Origin of the sequence: Moorena bouillonii PNG, from assembly GCF_001942495.1 — a bacterium.
In the GTDB taxonomy this organism is placed as follows: domain Bacteria; phylum Cyanobacteriota; class Cyanobacteriia; order Cyanobacteriales; family Coleofasciculaceae; genus Moorena; species Moorena bouillonii.
Window position 1 is genome coordinate 7,822,196 of record NZ_MKZS01000001.1, and the last position, 21,371, is coordinate 7,843,566.

Here is a 21,371-nt window from a genome sequence, read left to right on the forward strand (position 1 = left end):
TAACTAAGTTAGTGAATATGTCTACAGTTAAACGCGAAGAAATTAGTCTCTACCAAGAAGCCAAAGCTAGTTTAAGTTCCCTGTTTTGGCAAACAGCCCAAGTCTTTACTAGTTTACTAGTAATCTTCTTGTTTGCTGGTGGCAGCCCCCCCGGTTGGTTAGTCACCACCAGCTTTGTCGTCGGTACTGTATTTGTTTTTTGGAAAGAAAACAAGCGAACTAAGGATGGATCAGGTGAACATAAACAAATAAATAATAACGAGCAGAAACCAAACAAATCTATGGTTCCCACTTATGAGAGTTACAAGCAAAGGAAAGCTAATGAAGTTCTGAGACGATCCATGGCAGAGAAAGAAACTACTATAGATGACCAGAGTGGTGCTCAGTTTAACATTAATGCTAACTATGTCGAACAAACTGATTCTGTTAGTAGTGAGCAAAGCTATGCTAAGCAAACTAATATGGATAGAGAATCGAAAATACAGAAATGGCAAAACTATTTGAATTTTGCATTAATTATCATCATTGCTACAGCACCATTATTTGTATTTGGAGGGTATAAAATACGAGAATTTATTGTAGCAAATTTTCCGACCTTAGTAGGATTTAATTCAGAAAATTACCTGAATATACAAGTCGAAGCTCTCCAAGATAAACTGAAAGAATTGGAAATAGAAAATAATAAACTAGAGAAAAAGAATCAAGAACTGATTGCTGCAATAAATAGTACACCTCCTGTTGCTAATTTGGCAGTAATTGAACGAAATTCGACAGATAATAACCCTAAAAATAATCAATTATCATACGAAATAGTTGAATACAAAGGTATTATCTATCAATTTAAAAGTTGCCAAAAATCTCCCAATATAAATTTAATTACTCAATCGATAAGTTGTGCTATATTAATTACAACTACCAAAGAAAACGTTCAGTTATCTTTGTATTATAACAGTTCTTATGGAAGAAGTAGACTATTGGAGCAAGGGAAAGAATATGTAGCTACAAAAGTTGAATTTGGTACATTCAGTAATAATCGGAATGGTGTTGTAAAAAATCGTTTAATTAAAGATGTACCGATAGAAGCCATTATTACTTTTGATGGAGTTCCACTAGAAGTTAACCAGATAGATATGCTGCAATTCAGATCTTATTTGAATAGTTCTTATTATACTGGTTATATCAATACTGAGTTACGGGATTTGTCGGTTATTACGGAAAACTAGAAGCTATCTAATTTACAAATAGGTTATAGCGGTTTTCAATTAGGTGAGGTACAAATTTTAGGGTTTTAGGGAACAGTGGCGTAGGGTGTGTTAGGGACGGGCTCCCCTTGATTTTCTCCCTGTTGATATCGGTTGAGATAGCCCGGCCCGTAACGCACCACCGGGTCAAACTAGAGATCCTTCCCCCTTGCCTCAGCGCAACCCTGTAAATAATTGATCTGTAGATAACTTAAGGTTAGGAAAAAGGGAAGATTTGAGACAATCCCCTCTACGGAACATTACTTTCTGATATTGATCATTCACCATACAGCAGACCGTTACCGTCGGTTGTTTGGGGCTACCAATAAAATATTTTCCGCCAATACCGAGATAATCGACAATCCAGTATTCTGGAATTCCCAAAGCTTCGTAATCTTCATACTTACGAGCATAATCATTCTGCCAGTTTGTACTAACGACTTCAACTACAAGTTTTACTGTAGTACCCAGAGTTATCACTGGTTCCCTTGCCCAAAGTGGTTCGTTGATTAGTTCTCCTTCATCAAGCACAACCAGATCTGGTCTGAAAGCGTTGAAGGTTCCCAAGGGCTGAATTAAGCAGCGGTGTGGAATAAAATAAGGTACATCTAAACCATCTATTTCTACGTTCAACTTTCGGCTAATCAACGCCACGACTTGCTCGTGGGGGCCAGTTGGTTCCATCTCAATTAGCTCTCCATCAATGAGTTCGTAGCGTTCATCGTCTCCATACTGAGCAATAAATTCTTCTGGACTGATACCGGTTTTGGTTGCTGATAGAATCATAGGGAACAGGGAACAGGGAACAGGGAACAGGGAACAGGGAAGAGATAAGAGGCAATAGTGCTTAGCCTATTGTAGGGTGCGCTCAAAGTAATCAACATCTGCTGCTTCAACCGATTGATTATAAGAGGTTGTCTGATAAGTCTCATTTGCTACATATAAGCCCCCGTGGGTCCCCCAATTTTGGGGGACTTTTACCAGCAAATAGATTCTTGTTCCCCCCAGAATTGGGGGGCTAGGGGGGCAAAATTCAGTATCAAAAAACTTTTCATATATCCTCTAAGGAAGGCACCACCCAAACCCCTTGATTTTTACACTTGTTACCCTAATATTTTATCTTTTATTGTGAGTTAAAATAACTTGATCGGACTCATAATCCGATCGCCCGTAGGTTAAGAGAGTCAAAAATGATGCAAACAAGTCACTTCAATCAAATTTTAGAAATGATTGACGCTCTTTCTTTAGAGGAACAGAACGATTTAATGAATATTGTTAGACATAGACAAATTGAACAAAGAAGAGAAGAAATCGCTGTTAATATTACTAAAGCTCACCAAGACTATCAACAAGGTAAGGTTTTTCGGGGTACAGTTGATGATGTGATCGCTGAATTAAACGTTTATCGCAGTTATGAGGTACGGTCATTAACCTCAAAGTCCCCCTTATTAAGGGGGATTTAGGGGGATCAATTTGTACCTTATGGGATATATAATTTCTATATAATCCTATACTACGTACTCATAAACTCAAAGGTAAATTATCAGGTGCTTGGGCTTGTTCGGTTGAATATGATTGTCGTCTTATTTTCAACTTTGAACAAAATCCAGACACCTTAGAAGAAGAAATAATTTTAATTGATATTGGCACTCACGATGAAGTTTATTAGTGGTGCGTTACGGAGCGGGCTGTTGCAAAACTAGCGCTTGGGTTTAACATGAGGACAAGCCCGCCCCTAACGCACCCTACGCACGACTCTCCCTCCTCATACCCTGTTCCCTGTTCCCTGTTCCCTGTTCCCTGTTCCCTGTTCCCTGTTCCCTATTACCTACTATTTATAAGTGTTCAACCGAACATGATATGACCAATTAACTTAATTGAGCCACTACCTGATTTGCTAATAAGGTTTCATTGGTAAGTAAATCATCAACAGTAACTCTCAAGTAACGTTCAGCATCAACTTGAAACTGGAGTTTAATGCGATCGCTTCCGGGATTGCCCAGGGGGGTTAAGTTAGCCACACTTCTTGCCCCATCCCTGTCATTGAGGGGTTGCACAGCAGATTGACCCTGGCCTAACTGACGAGTAATCAAGCGATCGCCTTCAAAATAAATCTCTGTGCCACCAGTTTGGGAGCCTAACTCTCCTAAAATTAGCTCTATACTCGGTTGATTCTCTACCGAAGCTCCTAAGAATAGTTCTACTGGCTCACTCATGGGGTAAGGCTGTCCTTCTCTAATGATTGAGTGCCAGTTGTGACGCTTTAACCGTCTATCCCAATAGCGAATTCCGTAGCTATGGTAGAGGAAATCTTGGACTTCGATACCTTGGCTGAGCTGAAGTGCGCCAGTTGCGATCGCTTCAAAGGGTTTTTGGCAACGAACCTTGCTTGAATCGAAATACTGGTTTACCCATGCCTGAACTGCTGGGATCTTCACCGTGCCACCCACTAACAAGACACCATCTATATCTGGTACTTCTATACCGCTACGTCTTGCTTGTTGCAGCACTTCGGTCATCTTATTATCAAGGGTATCAAAAAACTCGTGTTCTTTGAGAATAGTTTCAAAGGTCTCCCGGTCTAGTTTTAGTTCGTAACTCTCAAAGGTTTCATCATTAAAATAGACTTCTGTAGCTTCAGACTGCTCAGACAGTTGAATTTTCAGGCGTTCTGCTAGTCGAGTAGTCAAAGGCGATCGCATTAACCCTTGAGTTTCCACAAAATAATCCACCAGCCAGTTATCAATATCTGTCCCACCCAAGTTTTGTCCCACTTTCGCCAGCACACGGGCAATTTTCACCTTCTGGCTAGACCCTTCACCAAAGGACTTTTGCCCCCACTTAAGAATAAACCCGAGGGGTTTTTTATTCCCTTGAGCCTCCTGATTCAGCTGCACCAGAGATAAATCCAGGGTGCCACCACCAAAGTCTATGACTAGCAGAGTATCCCCTTCCGCAATACCATAGCCCAAGGCAGCCGCTGTCGGTTCATCCAGCATCCTCACCTGTTCCACTGGCAAGGATTGGCAGATTCCACTAAGCCAATGGCGGTAAGCTTCAAAGCTATCCACAGGCACAGTCAGAATCACCGATTCAATCGCAGAATCCCCCGCCTCTGACTGGAGGGCTGATAAGTTTTCAATAATTTGGTTGAGGAACCATTCCCCAACTTGTTCAAAGGTGATCCCGATGCCATCCAGTTCTGGCAGAAATCCCTGAACCTCAGCACCAATTCCCCGTTTGAAGCTGCGGAAGAATCGAGGGTCACTGGTAAGGTCCAATCCGCGATCGCGTACTGCCTGTCCAACAATCACCTTACCCTGAGCAGCATCTTCCACATACACCAAACTGGGAATTAAGGGAGGATTTTGACTAAGTTGCAGAGCAAGTCCTGGTAACGTGATCGTTTCTGGCGTTTCCGTGACTGGGTTCCAGCGAGTGATTACCGTATTGCTCGTGCCAAAGTCAATAGCGTAGGACGTAGTACTGGTGCTAGGCATTTAATGTTTATTGAACTGATCTTATTGATATTCTTTATTATTAAATATCAGTTTATGGCCGAACTACTCAATAGCCAGGACACCTGTACCCAGGAAGACAGTTTAGCAATCCGTATCGGAATTGTGATAATTTTTGATGCCATCTTCCCGATTCCCGATTCCCGATTCCCGACTCCCGATTCCCGATTCCCGACTCCCTTTAGACCTCCAACTCTTGCCTAAAGCTTAGCCATGCTGCCATAGCCTCTGGATTAGATGCTACTCCTTTTTGCATCAAAATCACACCATCTTTAAAACCAATGATGCCATACTCGTTAGTCTTGGTGACCCGGTCAATCATGTTAACTAAGGAGCGCAACCGCTGACCATCATGCTTAAAGGCAATTTGATAGCGTTGTAACCGCCATAAATCTGCGATCGCATAATCCACCTTCACCACCTCGCCATTATCATTGCGCAACTGTAAATCCCCTAAGCGGATGATTTCCCGACGTCCTGACAGATGAGGGACTAGATAGGTAGTAGCTGAGACACTAGCATTTGCAGGAATCTGAGCCAGTAATGACCGGATCGACCCCACACGAGACCACTGTTGGGTTAAGGGCACATACACGAAGGGTTGGTAAGAATCAGGAAGCAGGAAATAAAAGGTTCGATTTGGGCTAGAGGTAATAGTCAACACTACCGCAAGGGTTAGACAAAAAATCCAAAAGCGCCGAAACTTAGACCTAGCAGAGATCACAGCTTCACTAAATTGGGGATGAGCTGACCACCAAAGTATCGCGCCATAAAATAGCCCAGGTACTACGGTCATCGCATAGCGGATATTAATAGCAAGCACTGATTGACCTTTACCCAACAGGAGTTTTAGCAAGGGAAATGCTGCGATAGACCAAGACGCCGGAGCAATAGCTGGTATAAATGCTAACGGTAACCATTGACCTAATAAATACTGAATGGTACCAAAAAAGGGAGTAAACAGTTCTACTAGTAAACGCCAGGGATTGGTCAGCATACCCTTAATAATCTCCAGAGTAGACGCCTCATCCCCATCAGCGTACTGACCAAAACGCTCAATCATGAACCGTTGAGAAATATCTTCCGAAAATATAGGCATAATTAGATTGGTCAAGACAAGTATGTAACCGAAACTGAGGGTACAAACTGCCAGACCAATGCGAGGATAGCGCCGACTGACAATTAAATAGAATCCCACACCAAACAAACCTATCCCGGAATCTTCCCGTACAGCTAAAATCAAAATTGCCAGCAACCAAAACAGCCACCACCAGCGTTTTTCCATAGCTAGCAGTAGCCCAAACACAAACAGGGGAATTTGGCAGATGTCATGGAAGTTGGCTAAGGTCGGACCAAGAATAGCATTAGCACAGTAAAAGCTAACCGTAATCATTGCTGCTAACATCGGTTGCAGATACTGTCTGGCCAGGATATACAAAACTACACCAGCAGCTGTTACCAAGGTTACCTGCAAAACCGTTAGAGTCGCGGGAAATGGAAACAAAGCATATAACGGTAACCAAAGTAACAGCGCGGGAGTAAAATGTTGCCCTAATCGGTGGTAATAGACATTTGGAACTTCCCCATTATGAACTACATTAGTAGACAGCTGGGATGAAAGAGTACTCTGAAAGACACGACCGTGACTGCCATTCCAGAAGACTTGATTAAAAATTCCTTGATCGTAGGAAGAATAAAAAGTATAGTGTCGATGTAGAGTAAAAATTAAGGTGAATAAAAAAAATGCGATCGCCGCAGTAATAACAAGTTTTAAACCAGGTTTTTTTGTCATTTGTCCTTTGTCATTTGTCCTTGGTATTAAGCTCCATACATAAAGTTTCGCTTTTTGAAAACTACTCTTGTTTTAAACACACCCGAACTAAATCCCTACAAAGGTAATTGCTAATTGCTACTACTCCCGAGCCCTTGCCAATCAGCACTTATCACGTCACACGTCTGACATCTGACTTCCCCATTACTTACTAGGGGAATTTTAATCGTAAATGTTGTCCCAACGCCCAATTGACTAGTCAGTTCAATCTCTCCCTGATGCTGTTCCACACAGCGTTTCACAATCGATAATCCCAGACCAGTCCCTTGAATTGTTCCCACATTTTTTGCTCGATAAAAAGACTCGAAAATTTTATTTTGGTCTGCTTCAGCAATTCCAATTCCTTTATCCTGGATCCGGAACACAACCAACTGCTGTTTCAGATCACAGGTTAGGTTAAAGGTCACGATTTCATGAGAAGGAGAATACTTTAGAGCATTAGTAAGCAGATTAGTTATAATGTAATGTATGAGTTTATCATCCATACAGACTTCTGTATAGGCCCCGTCAGAGGTAAAAACAATCCGGTTGCGGCTGGCTTCATCTAGGCATAGTTCTGCAATTAAATCCTGGCAGAATTGCTCTAAGTTCATCGGAGTTGGAATAAATTCTAGCCGACCTACTTCAGCTTGACCGATTAGCAACACCTCTTCCATCAACTCAGTCATGCGCTCTACTGAAATAGTAATTCGTTTTAGATAACGCTGCTTTTGCTCCTGAGTGGCCAGATTACCATAGCGCTTAAGTAATTCAGCGGCAGTTAGGATCACACTGAGGGGATTACGGAATTCGTGGCAAACGGTGGAGACGAACTGGGAGCGGAAATCTTGGATTTCTTGCTCTTTTTCCAACACCTGCTCTAACATTTCTGTCTGAGGATCCTCGCTGATATCCCAAAACGCCAGCACTACTCCATTCACGTTTCCCAGTTGGTCTTTTAGGGGTGAAGCACTATTACCAACGGCAATTCGACCACCATCCTTTGTAATCAAAGCGTTATGCTCGCCCAGATAGACAACTTGTCCGGTCTTGATTACTTTATCTAGGGGATACTTGACTAGATTACCAGTCAGATCATTAACAATTGGCAACACTGAGGTCAGATCTCGCCCCCATACCTCGGATTGGTTCCAGCCAGTCAAAGCTTCAGCGGAAGCATTCATAAAAGTAATGATACCTTGGGTCGTGGTAGCAATAACTGCATCATCGATAGAGTTTAAAATGGATGCCAACTGAGCTTGGCTGCTCTGCAACGACTGCTCCATCTGGTATTGCTGGAGAGCCATCTCAATAGCAACCCGCAAGTCTCTCTCGTTAAACGGTTTGGTCACATAGCCAAAGGGTTGGGTAACCTTAGCCCGTTGCAAGGTATCTTCATCGGCATAGGCAGTCAAATAGACGATAGGAATATGTAAATGTTCACGGATTTGCCTAGCAGCAGTAATACCATCCATCTTGCCTTTTAGGAAAATGTCCATCAGTACTAAGTCAGGCTTAGTTTGAGCGGCTTTGGTAATGGCTTGAGAGCCAGATGAAGCGGTAGCTGATACCATATACCCCAATTGCTTAAGCTGGCTAGCAATTGTCTTAGCAACAATAACTTCGTCTTCTACAACTAACACCCTGGTAACCACTATTGTTGTCCTATTGCTTATACAATTGTTGCTGTTGAGAATACTATTCTGAAAGCTGTGCCCTCGCTATGGCCCTGAAACATACTCCCGTCTAATTGCTCTGTTGCCAGGTCATAAACTAACGATAATCCTAAAGACTGGGTATTACGCCAATCTAACTCTTCTGGTAAACCAACCCCATTATCTCGGACAATCAATGCAACGTCATCCTCCCCGCTACGGTGCAATTCAATGTGAATCTCACCAGAGCGTCCATTGGGAAACCCGTACTTCAGGGAATTGGATACCAGTTCATTGATGATTAGACCGCAAGGAATTGCCTGATCAATACTGAGGGGAATCGGTTCAATACTGGTGTGCAACTGAATCCTATCGCTAGTGACTTGATAAGCTACCAGTAAGTTTATGGCTAGGTTCTGGATATAATCGACTACATCCAGGTTGCCTATCACTGAGGCACCATAAAGTTTCTTATGAATTAGAGCCATGGCTTCAAGGCGATGGCGAGCTTCTGACAGATGTATTCGGGTTTCGGGTTGATCTACTGCCATAGATTGCAAATGTAGCAAGCTAGAAACAATTTGTAAGTTGTTTTTGACCCGATGGTGAATTTCTTGGAGTAGCACCTCTTTCTCAACTAGGGTAGCTTTGAGGTTTTCCTCAACCTGTTTGAGCTGTGTGATGTCGATGGCTATGTTATAGATCCGAATTGGAGTGTTATTAGCATCTGTTAGAAGGTGAGCGCGATGGCGAATCCAACTCACAGCTCCATCCGGTCGCAAAATTCTGTAGTCAATATCTTTGGCACCAGTTGACAGCAGGGTTTGGTGTGCCAGTTGATAGGTTTCGACATCCTCTGGGTGAACCACTGATTCCCACAGGCGTAAGTTCCCCAAGAACTCAGTGATACTGCGACCATAGACTTGCTCAGTAGCACTGTTAAGATAAAGCAGTTTGTCAATGGAAGGATCAAAAGACCATACCACTGCTTCTAGGAAAGCCAGAATACTCTCAAGGCGTTCTTGACTCAACTGCCAGGCATGTTGATTTTCCCCCAATTCCTCTTCAAACTGCTGATTTACAGCAACTTCCTGCTGCCATCGCTGATTAGCTGCCACTAATTCCCCTTCTTTTTGAGTCAACTTTTGCTGTAAGTCTTCCACCTTAGTCACGATAGCAGAGAGGATTGCTGCCATGGTGTGGGGGGTCACCACAGGTACTACTTGACCTTGTTCATCCACTAGAGGTAGGTGACGAATCTGGTGTTGACGTAATCGAGACTCTACCAAAAAAATGTCTGGTGTCGGTATGATCGCCAAGGTAATTAACTCAAGAGTCATCACATCAGCAATGGAAACAGCTGAGTGTACCATTCCAGCTGATGCTACTTGGACCACATCCCGTTCTGTAAAAATTCCTACCAATTTCTGGTGCTGTACTACCAGCACATAGCTCCTTCCGGTTTGATTCATCCTAGCGATCGCTTCCGTTACTGGAATATCGGGAGCAATGGTTAAAGGCTGCTGGTCGCAAGGAAAATTTACAATGGAAAATTGACCAGAAATGCCATTTTTCAGGTAATCTTTAGCTTCCATATAACCCTTGAAGCGCCAAATTATTGGATACTTTTAGGGAGTCGAAAGACAACAATCAACAAAATCCAGTAGCAATTCAAAGAGACGGTATGCATCTCAGTGAAATTACTCATCCAAATCAGTTGCACGGTCTATCGATTCGTCAACTAGAGGAAATTGCCCGTCAAATTCGCGAGAAACATCTCCAAACCATAGCTACTAGTGGTGGTCACTTAGGCCCAGGCTTGGGAGTGGTAGAATTAACCCTAGCTCTGTATCAAACACTTGACCTTGACTATGATAAGGTAGTCTGGGACGTTGGACACCAAGCTTATCCCCACAAAATGCTCACGGGGCGCTATAACCGATTCCATACCCTACGGCAGAAAGATGGTATTGCTGGTTATCTAAAGCGCTGCGAGAATAAGTTTGATCACTTTGGAGCTGGTCATGCTTCCACCAGTATTTCTTCTGCTTTGGGTATGGCGATCGCCCGAGACCGCAGAGGGGAAAACTTCAAAGTGGCAGCAGTTATTGGTGATGGTGCTCTGACCGGTGGCATGGCCTTGGAAGCCATCAATCATGCCGGACACTTACCCCATACTAAACTCCTGGTGGTGCTCAATGACAATGAGATGTCCATCTCTCCCAATGTGGGGGCTATTCCCCGTTACCTCAACAAAGTGCGGCTTTCTGAGCCGATGCAGTTTATTACTGACAATTTAGAGGAACAGTTCAAAAATCTCCCCTTTGTCGGTGAGTCTTTATCCCCAGACTTGCAACGGCTCAAGGAAGGCATGAAGCGTTTAGCCGTACCTAAGGTCGGAGCTGTCTTTGAAGAACTGGGCTTTACCTACATCGGACCGGTAGATGGTCACAATCTAGAGGAGTTAATTTCCACCTTTACCAACGCACACAAGCTAGATGGACCAGTGCTGGTGCATGTGGCAACTACGAAAGGCAAGGGGTATGCGATCGCAGAAGCAGACAAAGTGGGTTACCATGCCCAAAGTCCCTTCAACCTAGCTACCGGTAAAGCGCTTCCCGCTAAAAAACCCAAACCCCCGGGCTATTCCAAAGTGTTTGCCCACACCCTGGTCACACTAGCTCAGAATAATCCCAAAATCATTGGCATCACGGCAGCTATGGCTACCGGCACAGGGTTGAATAAATTGCAAGAAAAACTCCCTAACCAATACATTGATGTAGGGATTGCGGAACAACATGCCGTTACCCTAGCGGCTGGCCTAGCCTGTGAAGGAATGCGACCGGTTGCAGCTATTTACTCCACCTTCTTACAACGGGCTTACGACCAAATTATTCACGACGTTTGTATCCAAAACCTACCGGTCTTTTTCTGCCTCGACCGTGCAGGAATTGTGGGTGCAGATGGCCCTACTCACCAAGGGATGTATGATATCGCCTATTTGCGATGCATTCCCAATATGGTAATTATGGCTCCCAAAGACGAAGCTGAACTGCAACGTATGGTAGTTACAGGAGTCAACCACACCGATGGTCCGATTGCCATGCGCTATCCTCGGGGTAGTGGTTATGGCGTTCCCCTGATGGAAGATGGTTGGGAAGCACTACCCATTGGTAAAGGAGAACTCTTGCGTAATGGTGACGACCTGTTAATGGTAGGGTACGGCAGTATGGTTTACACCGCCATGCAAACCGCTGAAATTCTTAGCGAGCATGGTATTGAAGCAACAGTGATTAATGCTCGTTTTGTCAAGCCCCTAGATACAGAATTAATCTTCCCCTTGGCTCAGAAAATTGGTCGTGTAGTTACCCTAGAAGAAGGGTGCTTAATCGGTGGCTTTGGTTCAGCGGTGGCAGAAGCACTGATGGATAATGATATATTAGTTCCCCTCAAGCGCTTTGGTGTACCGGATAAATTAGTGGATCATGCCAAGCCCGATGAATCAAAAGCTGATTTGGGGCTGACTGGCTCTCAAATTGCTGAACAGATCAGGGAAGCTTTCTTTACTAGACAGCCATCTGCTATTAGTTAGTTTATCAATGTTAACAGTTGACGGTTGACGGTTAACGGTTAACCGTCAACTGTTAACAAAATAGGAAATAACAATTAATAAATAACAATTAACAATATACCGAAGTTAGATGAATTCATCCATATACCAAGTGTATCCCGTTATTTGGGAAAACGACCGAGTTTTCCTTATTGACCAAAACCGCTTACCCGGCCAATATTCCATGGTAGAAATCAGCCGCTGTGAAGATATGGTTGAGGCGATTAAAACTATGATTGTTCGGGGAGCGCCAGCAATTGGAATCGCAGCGGCTTATGGCATTTACCTTGGTGCAAGAGAGATTAAAACTAAAGAACGCAAGGCTTTCCTCGAACAGCTTGAAGTTGTAGCCCAGCAGTTGCGGCAAACTCGTCCTACAGCGGTTAATTTGTTTTGGGCAATCATGCGGATGCTTAAAAATGCCTATGAAACGATCGGGACAGTAGAAGAGATTAAAGCTTCCTTACTTGAAACAGCTAAACAAATTCAGCTGGAGGATTTACAAACCTGTCAAGCCATAGGCGATCGCGGATTAGAGGTATTACCGACAACCCCCGACAAACTGTGTCTTCTGACCCATTGTAATGCAGGAGCCTTGGCAACCGCTGGGTATGGTACTTCCTTGGGAGTGGTGCGTTCGGCGTGGCGGGATGGGCGATTAGCCAGATTATATGCTGGCGAAACCCGCCCCCGCTTGCAAGGTGCTAGGTTAACGACCTGGGAATGCGTCGAAGAAGGTATTCCCGTTACTTTAATTACCGATAGCATGGCCGCCCATTGTATGAAACAAGGGCTAATTGATGCGGTTGTAGTGGGAGCTGATCGAATTGCTGCCAATGGAGATACGGCTAACAAAATTGGTACCTATAGTTTAGCCCTGATTGCTCAAGCTCATCAGATACCCTTCTTTGTTGCTGCTCCGATCTCAACCATTGATTTTCAGCTATCTACAGGCGTTGAGATTCCCATTGAAGAACGTCACCCCTCAGAAATTTATCAGATTGGGGAAACAGTGATTTGTCCTCCTAAAGTGGAATTTTATAACCCAGCTTTTGATGTGACTCCGGCGGAGTTAATTACTGCCATTATTACTGAAAAAGGTGCACTTTCCCCCAGTGAGCTGTCACAACTTAACATTAAGCAATCAGTGTGACATCTATCTTGGTTTTAGGGAATAGGGAGTAAGGAGTAGGGAGTGGCACCGCATGAAAATTGAATGTACCTCATAAGGAGCAAGAAACGCTATAACTGACCCAACTATACTTGAGTCAGTTTTTTAGTTCAGCAACCTCTAAAGGATAAACTTCAATAGCTATGTCTGTTTAGATTATGTCTGTTTAGATCATGTCTGTTTAGAACAAAGCCCTGCAGCTGTATAACAGTCAACCGTTAACCGTCAGTGGTCAATAGTCAACAAAACATGATCAAGTAGAATATGCACATAAAATATCGACTAGCTAAGAGGAAATCGTGAACGGAAAACTTTCCACCCAACGCTTAATTGTGTGCGGCTTAAGTGTAGCTATCCCGTTATTCTACGCAGAGGTAGCCACCGCCGCCGCTGATCTAACCAATACTAGTGTCAGTAACTGGAAAGAAATTCGGTATGAAAGCTTTCTGCCAAGGCTTGAAACACCAGAATTGTCCCCTCTCGAAGAAGTCAATCAGTATCTGCGGCAAGAGGAAGATTTTTTTAATAATACCCCTCGTTTAGTGATTAAACTAAATGAGCGTCGTCTTTATGTTTATCGAGGAGATAAACTCGAAGCCAGTTATCCAGTTGCCATCGGTCAGCCTGGTTGGGAAACCCCTACAGGCAATTTCCAAGTGACACAGATGGTTCAAAATCCAGTTTGGCAGCATCCTATCACTGGTGAAGTTGTTGCTCCAGGACCAGAAAACCCTCTTGGTCCAAGGTGGATGGCATTTTGGAGTGATGGAACAAACTACATCGGCTTCCATGGTACCAATGATGAGGAACTGGTGGGACAAGCAGTGTCTCACGGTTGCATCCGGATGCGTAATGATGATGTCAAAGCTTTGTATAACAGAGTGGCTTTGGGAACATCTGTAACAGTACAGGAATAGTTATTGTTAACAACTCCCCGGGCGTGAGCAATCCTCGCGCCGGGGATTTAAGTATTAAGATCCTGGCAAGTCAAATAGTACCGAAGTCATATAGTTCTCTGCCCATTCAACACCAAACGCTTTTTCAAGCACCCGCCGGGTTTTGTCATTCTGCCGCTGCTTGCTGCAATAATAGTGTTGACTAGCAATAATTTCTGCTTGCTTTTCTCTAGAGACCGGTAGGGCATTAGCAGCATGGGCACAGTGAATCTGTAATAAATCATCCACCCATGTTAAGAACTGTGCTTCTTCTTCTGGACCATTGGGACGCACAAAAATGCAAAATTCTGAAAAAATGTCTGCCCAAGGTGGTAAGTCACGGGGCTGTTTAAACTCAGGTTTTGGTAGGGTCTCTAAAGAACAGTGATAGGCTTCGGGTAAGGTACGTTTAGGATGGAGTGGAGACAGGTCTGCGATCGCAGCACTGATTTGTCCTCTAGCTGCCACCACATCACAGCCAAACATGGGCAAAGCATAGTCTGGACGAGGAAACATTACACAGTGTAAAATATCCAACATCTCACCTACTTTTGCCAATTCCAGGTGCATTTTCCGAAACTGAGGTGTCTGATAGCAATGATTTTCGATAGTCAGTTTCTCTCCCTCAAGCCGTCCTTGTACGTAGCCTAACTCGGCTGGTAAATGATAAGGAGAAAGGTCTAAGTAGCGCCGCCAGTTCGATTCAATACAGTCCGCCAGCTTAGCGCACAGAGGGTTTTGTTGGGTTCTTAGGGATGGCGTGGAAGTGGTTGACATTCCTTAACACTTAAAGGCTATGGGTAACATTGAGGCAACAGGCTTGCAGACCAAAGGGTTGGATGGGTTCTCCCCCCATTATTTCCCTTCACAAGAGGGCTAGGAAAAAGACAAAAGCTATGGAAGACTTGAAGTATCAACCATTGCATTGATTGTAACCATTGCTAATGGTATATTTTTATACTTTATCTTTCCTCCTTCATCCTTCCACCTCTATCTTCTCACCTTATCGGTGACCATCAATTGGAGCAAGACATCCTAAGTATGGACTTCGGATAAGCTTAGGATATCAGCTTGCCATGGTCAATCCTGTAACGCTACACAAAACTTTGTTACTCCTGGGATTGGATCTACGATATTGTTTGCGTTCGCGTAGCGTAGCCCGAAGGGCTACGCTACGCGAACGCATCGAATTCCTTCCTTGTACCCTGGACTAGGGATGCATTGCTGAATCTTTGGATGAATAGGAGTGGGGTGGGCATCCTGCCCGCCCGAAAATGAATACTTTGAGTGGGCTACCGAGATTGACCTAGGTTGATTGTGCGCCAGATAAAACCGTAAAGTAGATTAGCTAGGAAATTTTTTTGTTTGGCCGTGAAGTAGGGTAGGCTAAGTGCTAGAAAGAAGTTCAAGGTTAATTAAAAGTTAAAAGCAGTTTAGAGGAAATTGGTATGTTTGGTTTAGGATGGCCGGAAGTAATGATTATTGGTGTTGTAGCAGTTGTTATTTTTGGACCAAAGAAGATTCCTGAAATTGGCAGCGCCCTAGGGAAAACCCTCAGAGGCTTCAAAGACGAGATGAATAATCCGACATCAGACGCTGAGGAGTCACAAACTGAGCAGAAAAATTCATAATTAACCAAACTTTCAGGGGGTAATTCATCCCACACTGACTTTACGGTTCAGACCTGGTTATCGCAGGTGGTGGAAGCTATAACAATGCCTGCAATAAGCGCGTTTCTCATAGTAACGAGGTACAAACGAGGTACACAGGATTTTTTCCCGACTCCCGATTCCCGACTCCCGATTCCCGATTCCCGATTCCCCACTCCCTAGTCTTTTCATCCTTCGTTGTCCGCGATTGCATCTAACTGCTGCCAGTCATTGATAATAATTTTGCCTCCCCGCTTGTAGGTAACTACTGAATTGATCGAATTTATCTTTTTGAACAAACGCACGCATTCTTCATAGGTTATACCTATACTGCGAGCAATTTGATAGTAAGGAAGGTTCACATTTAAAGACTCTCCCTGAGCAACAGACTGAGTTCCATAGCGAGTGGCATAGTATTGCAGCAGACGCACCAGTCGTACAATTGCCCTTTCAGAAATTAGTCCATGTACGGTGTTATGAATTTGTTGCAGGCGTTGGTTAAAGACTTCCAGGATTCGCAACGCCACTTCTGGACTATGGCGAATCGTCTCTAACAGCGCCTCTCGTTCTATGGTTAGCACTTGCGAGTCCACCTGACAAATAACTGTTGCGGGAGCAATACCATTACCAAAAATTGCCGGAGCCGCAAAAATATCCCCCTCAGGGATGATGCGCAAAAGGCTTTCTTTACCACTCGTCCCGGTTTTTTTAATTTGCAGAGTTCCCTTGATTAAGGCATAGAGTTGGCAGGGCAGGCGATCGCCCTCGTAGATCACAATCTCATCCCGCAAATAAGTCCGTACATTGCTATAAGGTTGAATATTCTCTAGCGCTGAGGTTTCTAGGTCTTTCAGCACCCAGACTTGAGCTAATTGTTCTATGGATGAGACCATGCCTAGTAGTCCTTTGAGTGTTTATGAGAAACGCTATAGCAATTCTCTATCCCATGAGGTACAAAGGGATCCCCCTAAATCCCCCTTACAAAGGGGGACTTTGAGATTCATAAGCGTACCTCATAAATGCTATTAACGCTATATGATCAACAATTTTAGGGATCCGTGTAGGAATTGTGAGAATTTTTGTTCCCTACTCCCTACTCCCTACTCCCTACTCCCTACTCCCTACTCCCTACTCCCTTTGCTTTTTCTTCGTTTATGAGCTAGCTCAAGGACAGCCCTAACTTTTTCTGTCACAGTAAAAGTAACAACGAGTTCAGGGATATTTACCAATCTTAGAACTTCCTACCTAAAATTGTGATGAGGAAAGGATTATGGGTAATGCGATCGCTACAGCAAAAACATCGTTTAGCACTTCCCTACAAAAATTAGTTGACTATCCAGAGACAGGGATAATTAGCAAAGTTTTGCTCAAGGATAACAATTGCCAATACACCCTATTTTGTTTGGCAAAAGGTACAGCAATTGACGAGCATACTTCACCTCGTAATGTCGCCATCACGGTAATTGAAGGGAAAGGAATTCTGAGCTTAGACCAGAAAGAGATTACCTTAGAACCAGGAGTCTTTATCTTTATACCTGCTAAAGCACCTCATAGGTTACAAGCCCAAGAGAATCTGAAATTTGTGCTAACCCTTTCGGAAAAGCCTAAACCGGTAAATCAGGTTAGTCAAGAAACTATAGATATCATCAAGTCCACAGCTCCCCTGCTCAAAAAGCATGGTAAGCAAATTACTACTCGGATGTATGAAATCATGTTTCACAACCATCCAGAGGTAAAAGCACAGTTTGATATGTCAGCTCAAGCCAATGGTTCTCAACCAGCTAAGTTAGCGACAGCAGTCTATAGTTATGCTACCAAAATTGATAATATGGAGGCTTTAAAATCAATGGTTGAGGTGATTGCTCATCGTCATGTAAAAACCCATGTTAAACCAGAACAATATCCCATTGTGGGAGAGAGTTTACTACAAGCGATGAAGGATGTGTTGCATGAAGCGGCGACAGAGGAAGTGATAGCAGCTTGGACAGAAGCTTATCAGATATTAGCTGATATTTTTATTAACCGAGAACATCAAATCTATCAATCATTATAGCAATCTGGGAGTCGGGAGTCGGGAGTCGGGAGTCGGGAGTCGGGAGTCGGGAGTCGGGAGTCGGGAATATGAGAACCGCTATATTTCTGTTAGTCTAAATTCCCGGCAGTCAAAACTTGGCTCAACGGTTAAGATCAGCTCAGGAAACGTAGGTGATGTTAACCGTTGATTTCCAGTTGCCGTGGAACGGGCATCTTGCCTGTTCCTTAGATTGTCGGGCAGGCAGGATGCCCACCCCACTCCTATTCATGGGAAGATTCAGCAATTGCCTTGCATTCAGCTATCAGCCGTTGGCCAAGGCTGACGGCTGACGGCTGACGGCTGACGGCTGACGGCTTACGATAAATGATCGGAGTTGAAAATTTCTAAAAATATTACGATATATTTCATTGTTTAAAATCCCGAAAAATGTTACGATAGATTTCATTTTTCGGGATTTGCTCTCTTTCTTTGTTTTTCATGTTAGTGTTATTTTGGTGGCAGTTAGAAGTATAGAAAAGGTATTGCCCTATTCCATAGTCTTCTTGTCAAGATTATCCTCCAATTATTAGGCGGGATAGATACTTCCTATGTTGGATCATGTTCTCTCGTTTCTTAAGGAACAACTCAACAGCTACATCCGAGTAAAAACCGGGGGTCAGGCTTTTGAGGTCTTATTTCTTCAGGATCGCAACGGCAAAGAAGTTTCCTTAGAAGAGAATGCGATTACTACCTTATTAGTTAACTTAGAAGAAGACTATACCTTTCGTTCTGGTGCCGCCTATGAAAGGATGCCTAATCAGGGGGGTAACCAGCAAAATAACCCTAATCTTTACCTCAATTTATACGTTCTCTATGCTGCTAATTTTACTAATTACCGGCAATCTTTAAAGTTTTTATCCCTAATTATCAAATACTTTCAAAGTCATCGATTATTTGATTGTCGTAACTCTCCAACCCTCAATCCTGAGATCCAAAAATTGACCATAGAACTGGTTAATTTGCCTTTTACTGAACAAAGAGAGGTTTGGTCTGGTTTAGGCATGTATTATATGCCTTCAGTAATTTATAAAGTCAGAATGGTTGTCTTTGCCGATGGGGATACGGTGGAAATTGGTTCTGATGTAAAAGAGAAGGAAGTTAGTAGTTCAAGAATCTAGTATCGCCGCCAAACTAAAACCCAAGGGTCATCTAGATTATGCTTTATAAGCCACTCTTTGAATTAAGTATTATTCACGACTATTATCGGGATGAAGTCTGCCCGGACTTAAGTGTTGAACCAACACCTGAATGTCGTAGGGTACTTAGGGGTCATCGTCTGATTGTTAAGAATAAAGTTAACGGACTAGTGGTCATTGCCCCAGTAGATTCAGAACAGAAACCCTGGGTATATCTTGCTGATAATTTGCGATTTACTTTTATATTGAAAATAAAAAATCAAGATTTTATAGATTTCACAGATATTGACTGGAAACCCGTTGATAATGTTAGTTATCATTTTAGTAATGAAAATAATAATTAAAATAAAGCGTCAGATTTAGATATAATTCATACTCAATGGTGTTACATAAAAGTGCCCAGGGTACAAACTATTTTTGGCATTGTGGATATTTATAATAACTCCTCCATGCCTAAAGATTTGAATGAGGTGAGTGACTATAAAATAACCTTTCAAGCCAAAAAACAACCGTGGTACTATTACCTGGTAACGGATCAGTTAACTAATGGCGATGAATTCTTGATTGAAGATAAAGATACAATTAGGGAACCAAAAATTAAGTTTACTAGATCTACGAGGGCCGAAGCCGAAAATACAGATCCAATATTTTCGGCTCTTAACCAACAATTTCCTGAATTTCAAAAATATCTCTTTAAATCTGACTCAGAAATTGCTTGTCAGGAAGCTGGGATAAAAAATATTCAACTTTTAAAAAAGAAAAAGAGTGAACTTGGCGAGCCCACTGAGCCCACTGTGTGGATTGACCATTTACCTAATCCCCCTAATCATAACGGAATTAAAGTCATAAACGCCCTGAAATACCTGTAAAACTTTAAGACTAAGGATTGAACCATGGTAACGTATAAAACTCCCAATGTTTATGTCGAGGAAATTTCTACATTTCCCCCCTCAGTCGCTGAGGTATCTACAGCGATTCCAGCTTTTATCGGTTACACAGAGAAAGTTGGAATAGGCGGCCACTTAAAGAATAAACCCACTCGAATTAGTTCACTGCTTGACTATGAAACTTTGTTTGGCAAAGCTCAAGCAAGTAAATTTGTAGTAACAGCAAACGGAGATGGTATTGCTAGCATTAAACCTCCTGAATTCAAGTATTTAATGTATTATGCCTTGCGGATGTATTTTGATAACGGTGGGGGCAGTTGTTACATTGTTTCGGTGGGTACATATGGCACTCCAGAAACCAATACAGAAACCAATACAGAAACCAATACAGAAACCAATACAGCAACCAATACAGCAACTCTGAAGAATAAGAGTGATTTTGAAAAAGGTTTAAAAGCTTTAGAAAAAGAAGATGAACCAACCTTAATCCTGCTTACTGATGCGGTAACTTTAGGTGATACCGATTATTACGGACTTTGTCAACAAGCTTTAGAGCAATGCAAAAAATTAAAAGATAGGTTTGCTATCTTGGACGTATTACCAAATACAACAAGCACTGAGCAAGCAGGTAAGGATTTTAGAGATAAGCTCAAAGTGAGCGAGGTAGATTATTTAAAATATGGCGCAGCTTATTATCCCTACCTCCAAACATCACTCAACTACTATTACACCGACGATTCTGTAACTATCAAAGGAGGTGGAGGAAGCACTAATACAGGAGGAACCACTAATACAGGAGGAAGCACTGACTCAACGCTGACTGACATCAAAACCGACAACACCGATCTCTACAACCAAATTTTGACTGAACTAGCTAAACAGCGAGTCGTATTACCTCCAAGTGCAGCCGTAGCAGGGGTATATGCCAGAGTAGATCGGGACAGGGGAGTTTGGAAAGCACCTGCTAATGTCAGCTTGGCATCGGTACTTGCGCCTACGGAAAAAATTACCAACGAGGAACAGGAAAATCTTAACGTTGATCCCACCGCCGGTAAATCCATCAATGCTATTCGTAGCTTTACCGGAAAAGGAACTTTAATTTGGGGTGCAAGAACCTTAGCGGGTAATGACAATGAATGGCGCTATATCCCTGTGCGCAGACTGTTCAATCTGATTGAAGAGTCTATTCAGAAAGCCACTGCATTTGTGGTCTTTGAGTCTAACAACACCATCACCTGGCTGAAAGTGAAGTCCCTAATTGAAAGTTATCTAGAGGGATTATGGCGACAAGGTGCCCTGGCTGGTAGCACTCCTGAACAAGCTTTCTTTGTTAATATCGGACTGGGTAAAAGCATGACAGCACAGGACATTTTAGAAGGACGGATGATTGTGGAAATTGGTCTGGCAGCAGTTCGTCCAGCTGAGTTCATTATCCTGAAATTCTCCCATAAATTACAGGAAGCATAGGGGGAATTCAAAATTCAAAATTCAAAATTCAAAATTGTAAGCATTCAGCGGTCAGTGGTCAGCGGTCAGTGGTCAGTGGTCAGTGGTCAGCGGTCAGCGGTCAGTGGTCAGCTTATTTTATTCAAAAGCACCTCAAGTAGCGATGCAGCGCGGTCATGGGGGAAACCACGGCAGTCGCTCATGGGGGGGACCCCCAAGACCGCGCTGCCTTCCCAAGA

21 protein-coding genes and 1 pseudogene are annotated in these 21,371 nt (G+C 43.1%); 13 read left to right on the plus strand and 9 right to left on the minus strand.

Annotated features, from left to right (window positions below):
• The first annotated feature begins 17 nt into the window (after positions 1–17).
• On the plus strand, positions 18–1,223 hold the full coding sequence (locus tag BJP37_RS31895) for a hypothetical protein (protein WP_075905003.1): 1,206 nt from the start codon (positions 18–20) through the stop codon (positions 1,221–1,223).
• A 192-nt stretch (positions 1,224–1,415) separates the two neighbouring features.
• On the opposite strand, the gene BJP37_RS31900 is transcribed toward BJP37_RS31895, so the two are convergent.
• On the minus strand, positions 1,416–2,027 hold the full coding sequence (locus BJP37_RS31900) for a Uma2 family endonuclease (protein ID WP_075905005.1): 612 nt from the start codon (positions 2,025–2,027) through the stop codon (positions 1,416–1,418).
• A complete protein-coding gene (locus BJP37_RS40425) occupies positions 2,024–2,173 on the minus strand; it encodes a hypothetical protein (RefSeq protein ID WP_158069855.1) in 150 nt (49 codons plus the stop codon). The genes BJP37_RS31900 and BJP37_RS40425 overlap by 4 nt, the downstream gene beginning before the upstream one ends.
• 258 nt (positions 2,174–2,431) lie before the next feature.
• On the opposite strand from BJP37_RS40425, the gene BJP37_RS31910 reads away from it, so the two are divergent.
• Together BJP37_RS31910 and BJP37_RS31915 are read left to right on the plus strand one after the other, a co-directional pair.
• The gene (locus BJP37_RS31910; RefSeq protein WP_198954368.1) at positions 2,432–2,704 is read left to right on the plus strand and encodes a hypothetical protein; all 273 of its coding nucleotides are present in this window, start codon (positions 2,432–2,434) and stop codon (positions 2,702–2,704) included.
• A gap of 38 nt (positions 2,705–2,742) precedes the next feature.
• Positions 2,743–2,910, plus strand: a pseudogene (locus BJP37_RS31915) (type II toxin-antitoxin system RelE/ParE family toxin); the annotation flags it as partial.
• Between the two features lie 199 nt (positions 2,911–3,109).
• On the opposite strand, the gene BJP37_RS31920 reads toward BJP37_RS31915, so the two are convergent.
• Positions 3,110–4,741, minus strand: a complete 1,632-nt coding sequence (locus BJP37_RS31920; protein WP_075905007.1) for an Hsp70 family protein — start codon at positions 4,739–4,741, stop codon at positions 3,110–3,112.
• Between the two features lie 54 nt (positions 4,742–4,795).
• Between BJP37_RS31920 and BJP37_RS40435 the strand changes: the two genes are divergently transcribed.
• A complete protein-coding gene (locus BJP37_RS40435; protein WP_198954244.1) occupies positions 4,796–4,963 on the plus strand; it encodes a hypothetical protein in 168 nt (55 codons plus the stop codon).
• On the opposite strand, the gene BJP37_RS31930 is transcribed toward BJP37_RS40435, so the two are convergent.
• The 3 genes from BJP37_RS31930 to BJP37_RS31940 all read right to left on the minus strand — a co-directional run bounded on the left by BJP37_RS31930 (position 4,941) and on the right by BJP37_RS31940 (position 9,819).
• Positions 4,941–6,551, minus strand: coding sequence for a DUF2079 domain-containing protein (locus BJP37_RS31930; protein ID WP_075905011.1), 1,611 nt, complete (start codon positions 6,549–6,551; stop codon positions 4,941–4,943). The two genes, BJP37_RS40435 and BJP37_RS31930, sit on opposite strands and share 23 nt — an antisense overlap.
• 110 nt (positions 6,552–6,661) lie before the next feature.
• Positions 6,662–8,224: an ATP-binding protein gene (locus BJP37_RS31935; RefSeq protein WP_075905013.1), complete on the minus strand. Its 1,563-nt coding sequence runs from the start codon at positions 8,222–8,224 to the stop codon at positions 6,662–6,664.
• 17 nt (positions 8,225–8,241) lie between these two features.
• Positions 8,242–9,819 carry a sensor histidine kinase gene (locus BJP37_RS31940; RefSeq protein ID WP_075905015.1) on the minus strand — a complete coding sequence of 526 codons (1,578 nt, stop codon included), beginning with the start codon at positions 9,817–9,819 and terminating at the stop codon, positions 8,242–8,244.
• 89 nt (positions 9,820–9,908) lie between these two features.
• On the opposite strand from BJP37_RS31940, the gene dxs reads away from it, so the two are divergent.
• From dxs to BJP37_RS31955, 3 genes are all read left to right on the plus strand, one after another.
• Positions 9,909–11,816, plus strand: a complete 1,908-nt coding sequence (gene dxs, locus BJP37_RS31945) for a 1-deoxy-D-xylulose-5-phosphate synthase (RefSeq protein ID WP_075905017.1) — start codon at positions 9,909–9,911, stop codon at positions 11,814–11,816.
• A gap of 109 nt (positions 11,817–11,925) precedes the next feature.
• A complete protein-coding gene (gene mtnA / locus BJP37_RS31950) occupies positions 11,926–12,987 on the plus strand; it encodes an S-methyl-5-thioribose-1-phosphate isomerase (RefSeq protein ID WP_075905019.1) in 1,062 nt (353 codons plus the stop codon).
• 317 nt (positions 12,988–13,304) lie between these two features.
• Positions 13,305–13,922, plus strand: a complete 618-nt coding sequence (locus BJP37_RS31955; protein ID WP_081431405.1) for a L,D-transpeptidase — start codon at positions 13,305–13,307, stop codon at positions 13,920–13,922.
• A 54-nt stretch (positions 13,923–13,976) separates the two neighbouring features.
• Here the strand turns inward: BJP37_RS31955 and BJP37_RS31960 are convergent, their stop codons facing one another.
• Positions 13,977–14,717: a phycocyanobilin:ferredoxin oxidoreductase gene (locus BJP37_RS31960; protein WP_075905024.1), complete on the minus strand. Its 741-nt coding sequence runs from the start codon at positions 14,715–14,717 to the stop codon at positions 13,977–13,979.
• A gap of 671 nt (positions 14,718–15,388) precedes the next feature.
• Here BJP37_RS31960 and BJP37_RS31965 point away from each other — a divergent pair.
• Positions 15,389–15,571, plus strand: a complete 183-nt coding sequence (locus BJP37_RS31965; protein WP_075905026.1) for a Sec-independent protein translocase subunit TatA/TatB — start codon at positions 15,389–15,391, stop codon at positions 15,569–15,571.
• A 206-nt stretch (positions 15,572–15,777) separates the two neighbouring features.
• Here BJP37_RS31965 and BJP37_RS31970 read toward each other — a convergent pair whose 3' ends face one another.
• Positions 15,778–16,482, minus strand: coding sequence for a Crp/Fnr family transcriptional regulator (locus BJP37_RS31970; RefSeq protein ID WP_075905028.1), 705 nt, complete (start codon positions 16,480–16,482; stop codon positions 15,778–15,780).
• A 377-nt stretch (positions 16,483–16,859) separates the two neighbouring features.
• On the opposite strand from BJP37_RS31970, the gene BJP37_RS44465 reads away from it, so the two are divergent.
• The gene (locus tag BJP37_RS44465) at positions 16,860–17,642 is read left to right on the plus strand and encodes a globin domain-containing protein (RefSeq protein ID WP_075905030.1); all 783 of its coding nucleotides are present in this window, start codon (positions 16,860–16,862) and stop codon (positions 17,640–17,642) included.
• Between the two features lie 283 nt (positions 17,643–17,925).
• Here BJP37_RS44465 and BJP37_RS40440 read toward each other — a convergent pair whose 3' ends face one another.
• The gene (locus BJP37_RS40440) at positions 17,926–18,069 is read right to left on the minus strand and encodes a hypothetical protein (protein ID WP_158069857.1); all 144 of its coding nucleotides are present in this window, start codon (positions 18,067–18,069) and stop codon (positions 17,926–17,928) included.
• 142 nt (positions 18,070–18,211) lie between these two features.
• On the opposite strand from BJP37_RS40440, the gene BJP37_RS31980 reads away from it, so the two are divergent.
• The 4 genes from BJP37_RS31980 to BJP37_RS31995 all read left to right on the plus strand — a co-directional run bounded on the left by BJP37_RS31980 (position 18,212) and on the right by BJP37_RS31995 (position 21,153).
• The gene (locus tag BJP37_RS31980; protein WP_075905032.1) at positions 18,212–18,781 is read left to right on the plus strand and encodes a Pvc16 family protein; all 570 of its coding nucleotides are present in this window, start codon (positions 18,212–18,214) and stop codon (positions 18,779–18,781) included.
• A 38-nt stretch (positions 18,782–18,819) separates the two neighbouring features.
• On the plus strand, positions 18,820–19,143 hold the full coding sequence (locus BJP37_RS31985; RefSeq protein ID WP_075905034.1) for a hypothetical protein: 324 nt from the start codon (positions 18,820–18,822) through the stop codon (positions 19,141–19,143).
• An 81-nt stretch (positions 19,144–19,224) separates the two neighbouring features.
• Positions 19,225–19,668 (plus strand): hypothetical protein, encoded by a 444-nt coding sequence (locus BJP37_RS31990; RefSeq protein ID WP_143727896.1) that lies wholly within the window; start codon positions 19,225–19,227, stop codon positions 19,666–19,668.
• 24 nt (positions 19,669–19,692) lie between these two features.
• Positions 19,693–21,153 carry a phage tail sheath family protein gene (locus tag BJP37_RS31995; RefSeq protein ID WP_075905038.1) on the plus strand — a complete coding sequence of 487 codons (1,461 nt, stop codon included), beginning with the start codon at positions 19,693–19,695 and terminating at the stop codon, positions 21,151–21,153.
• Positions 21,154–21,371: the final 218 nt, after the last annotated feature.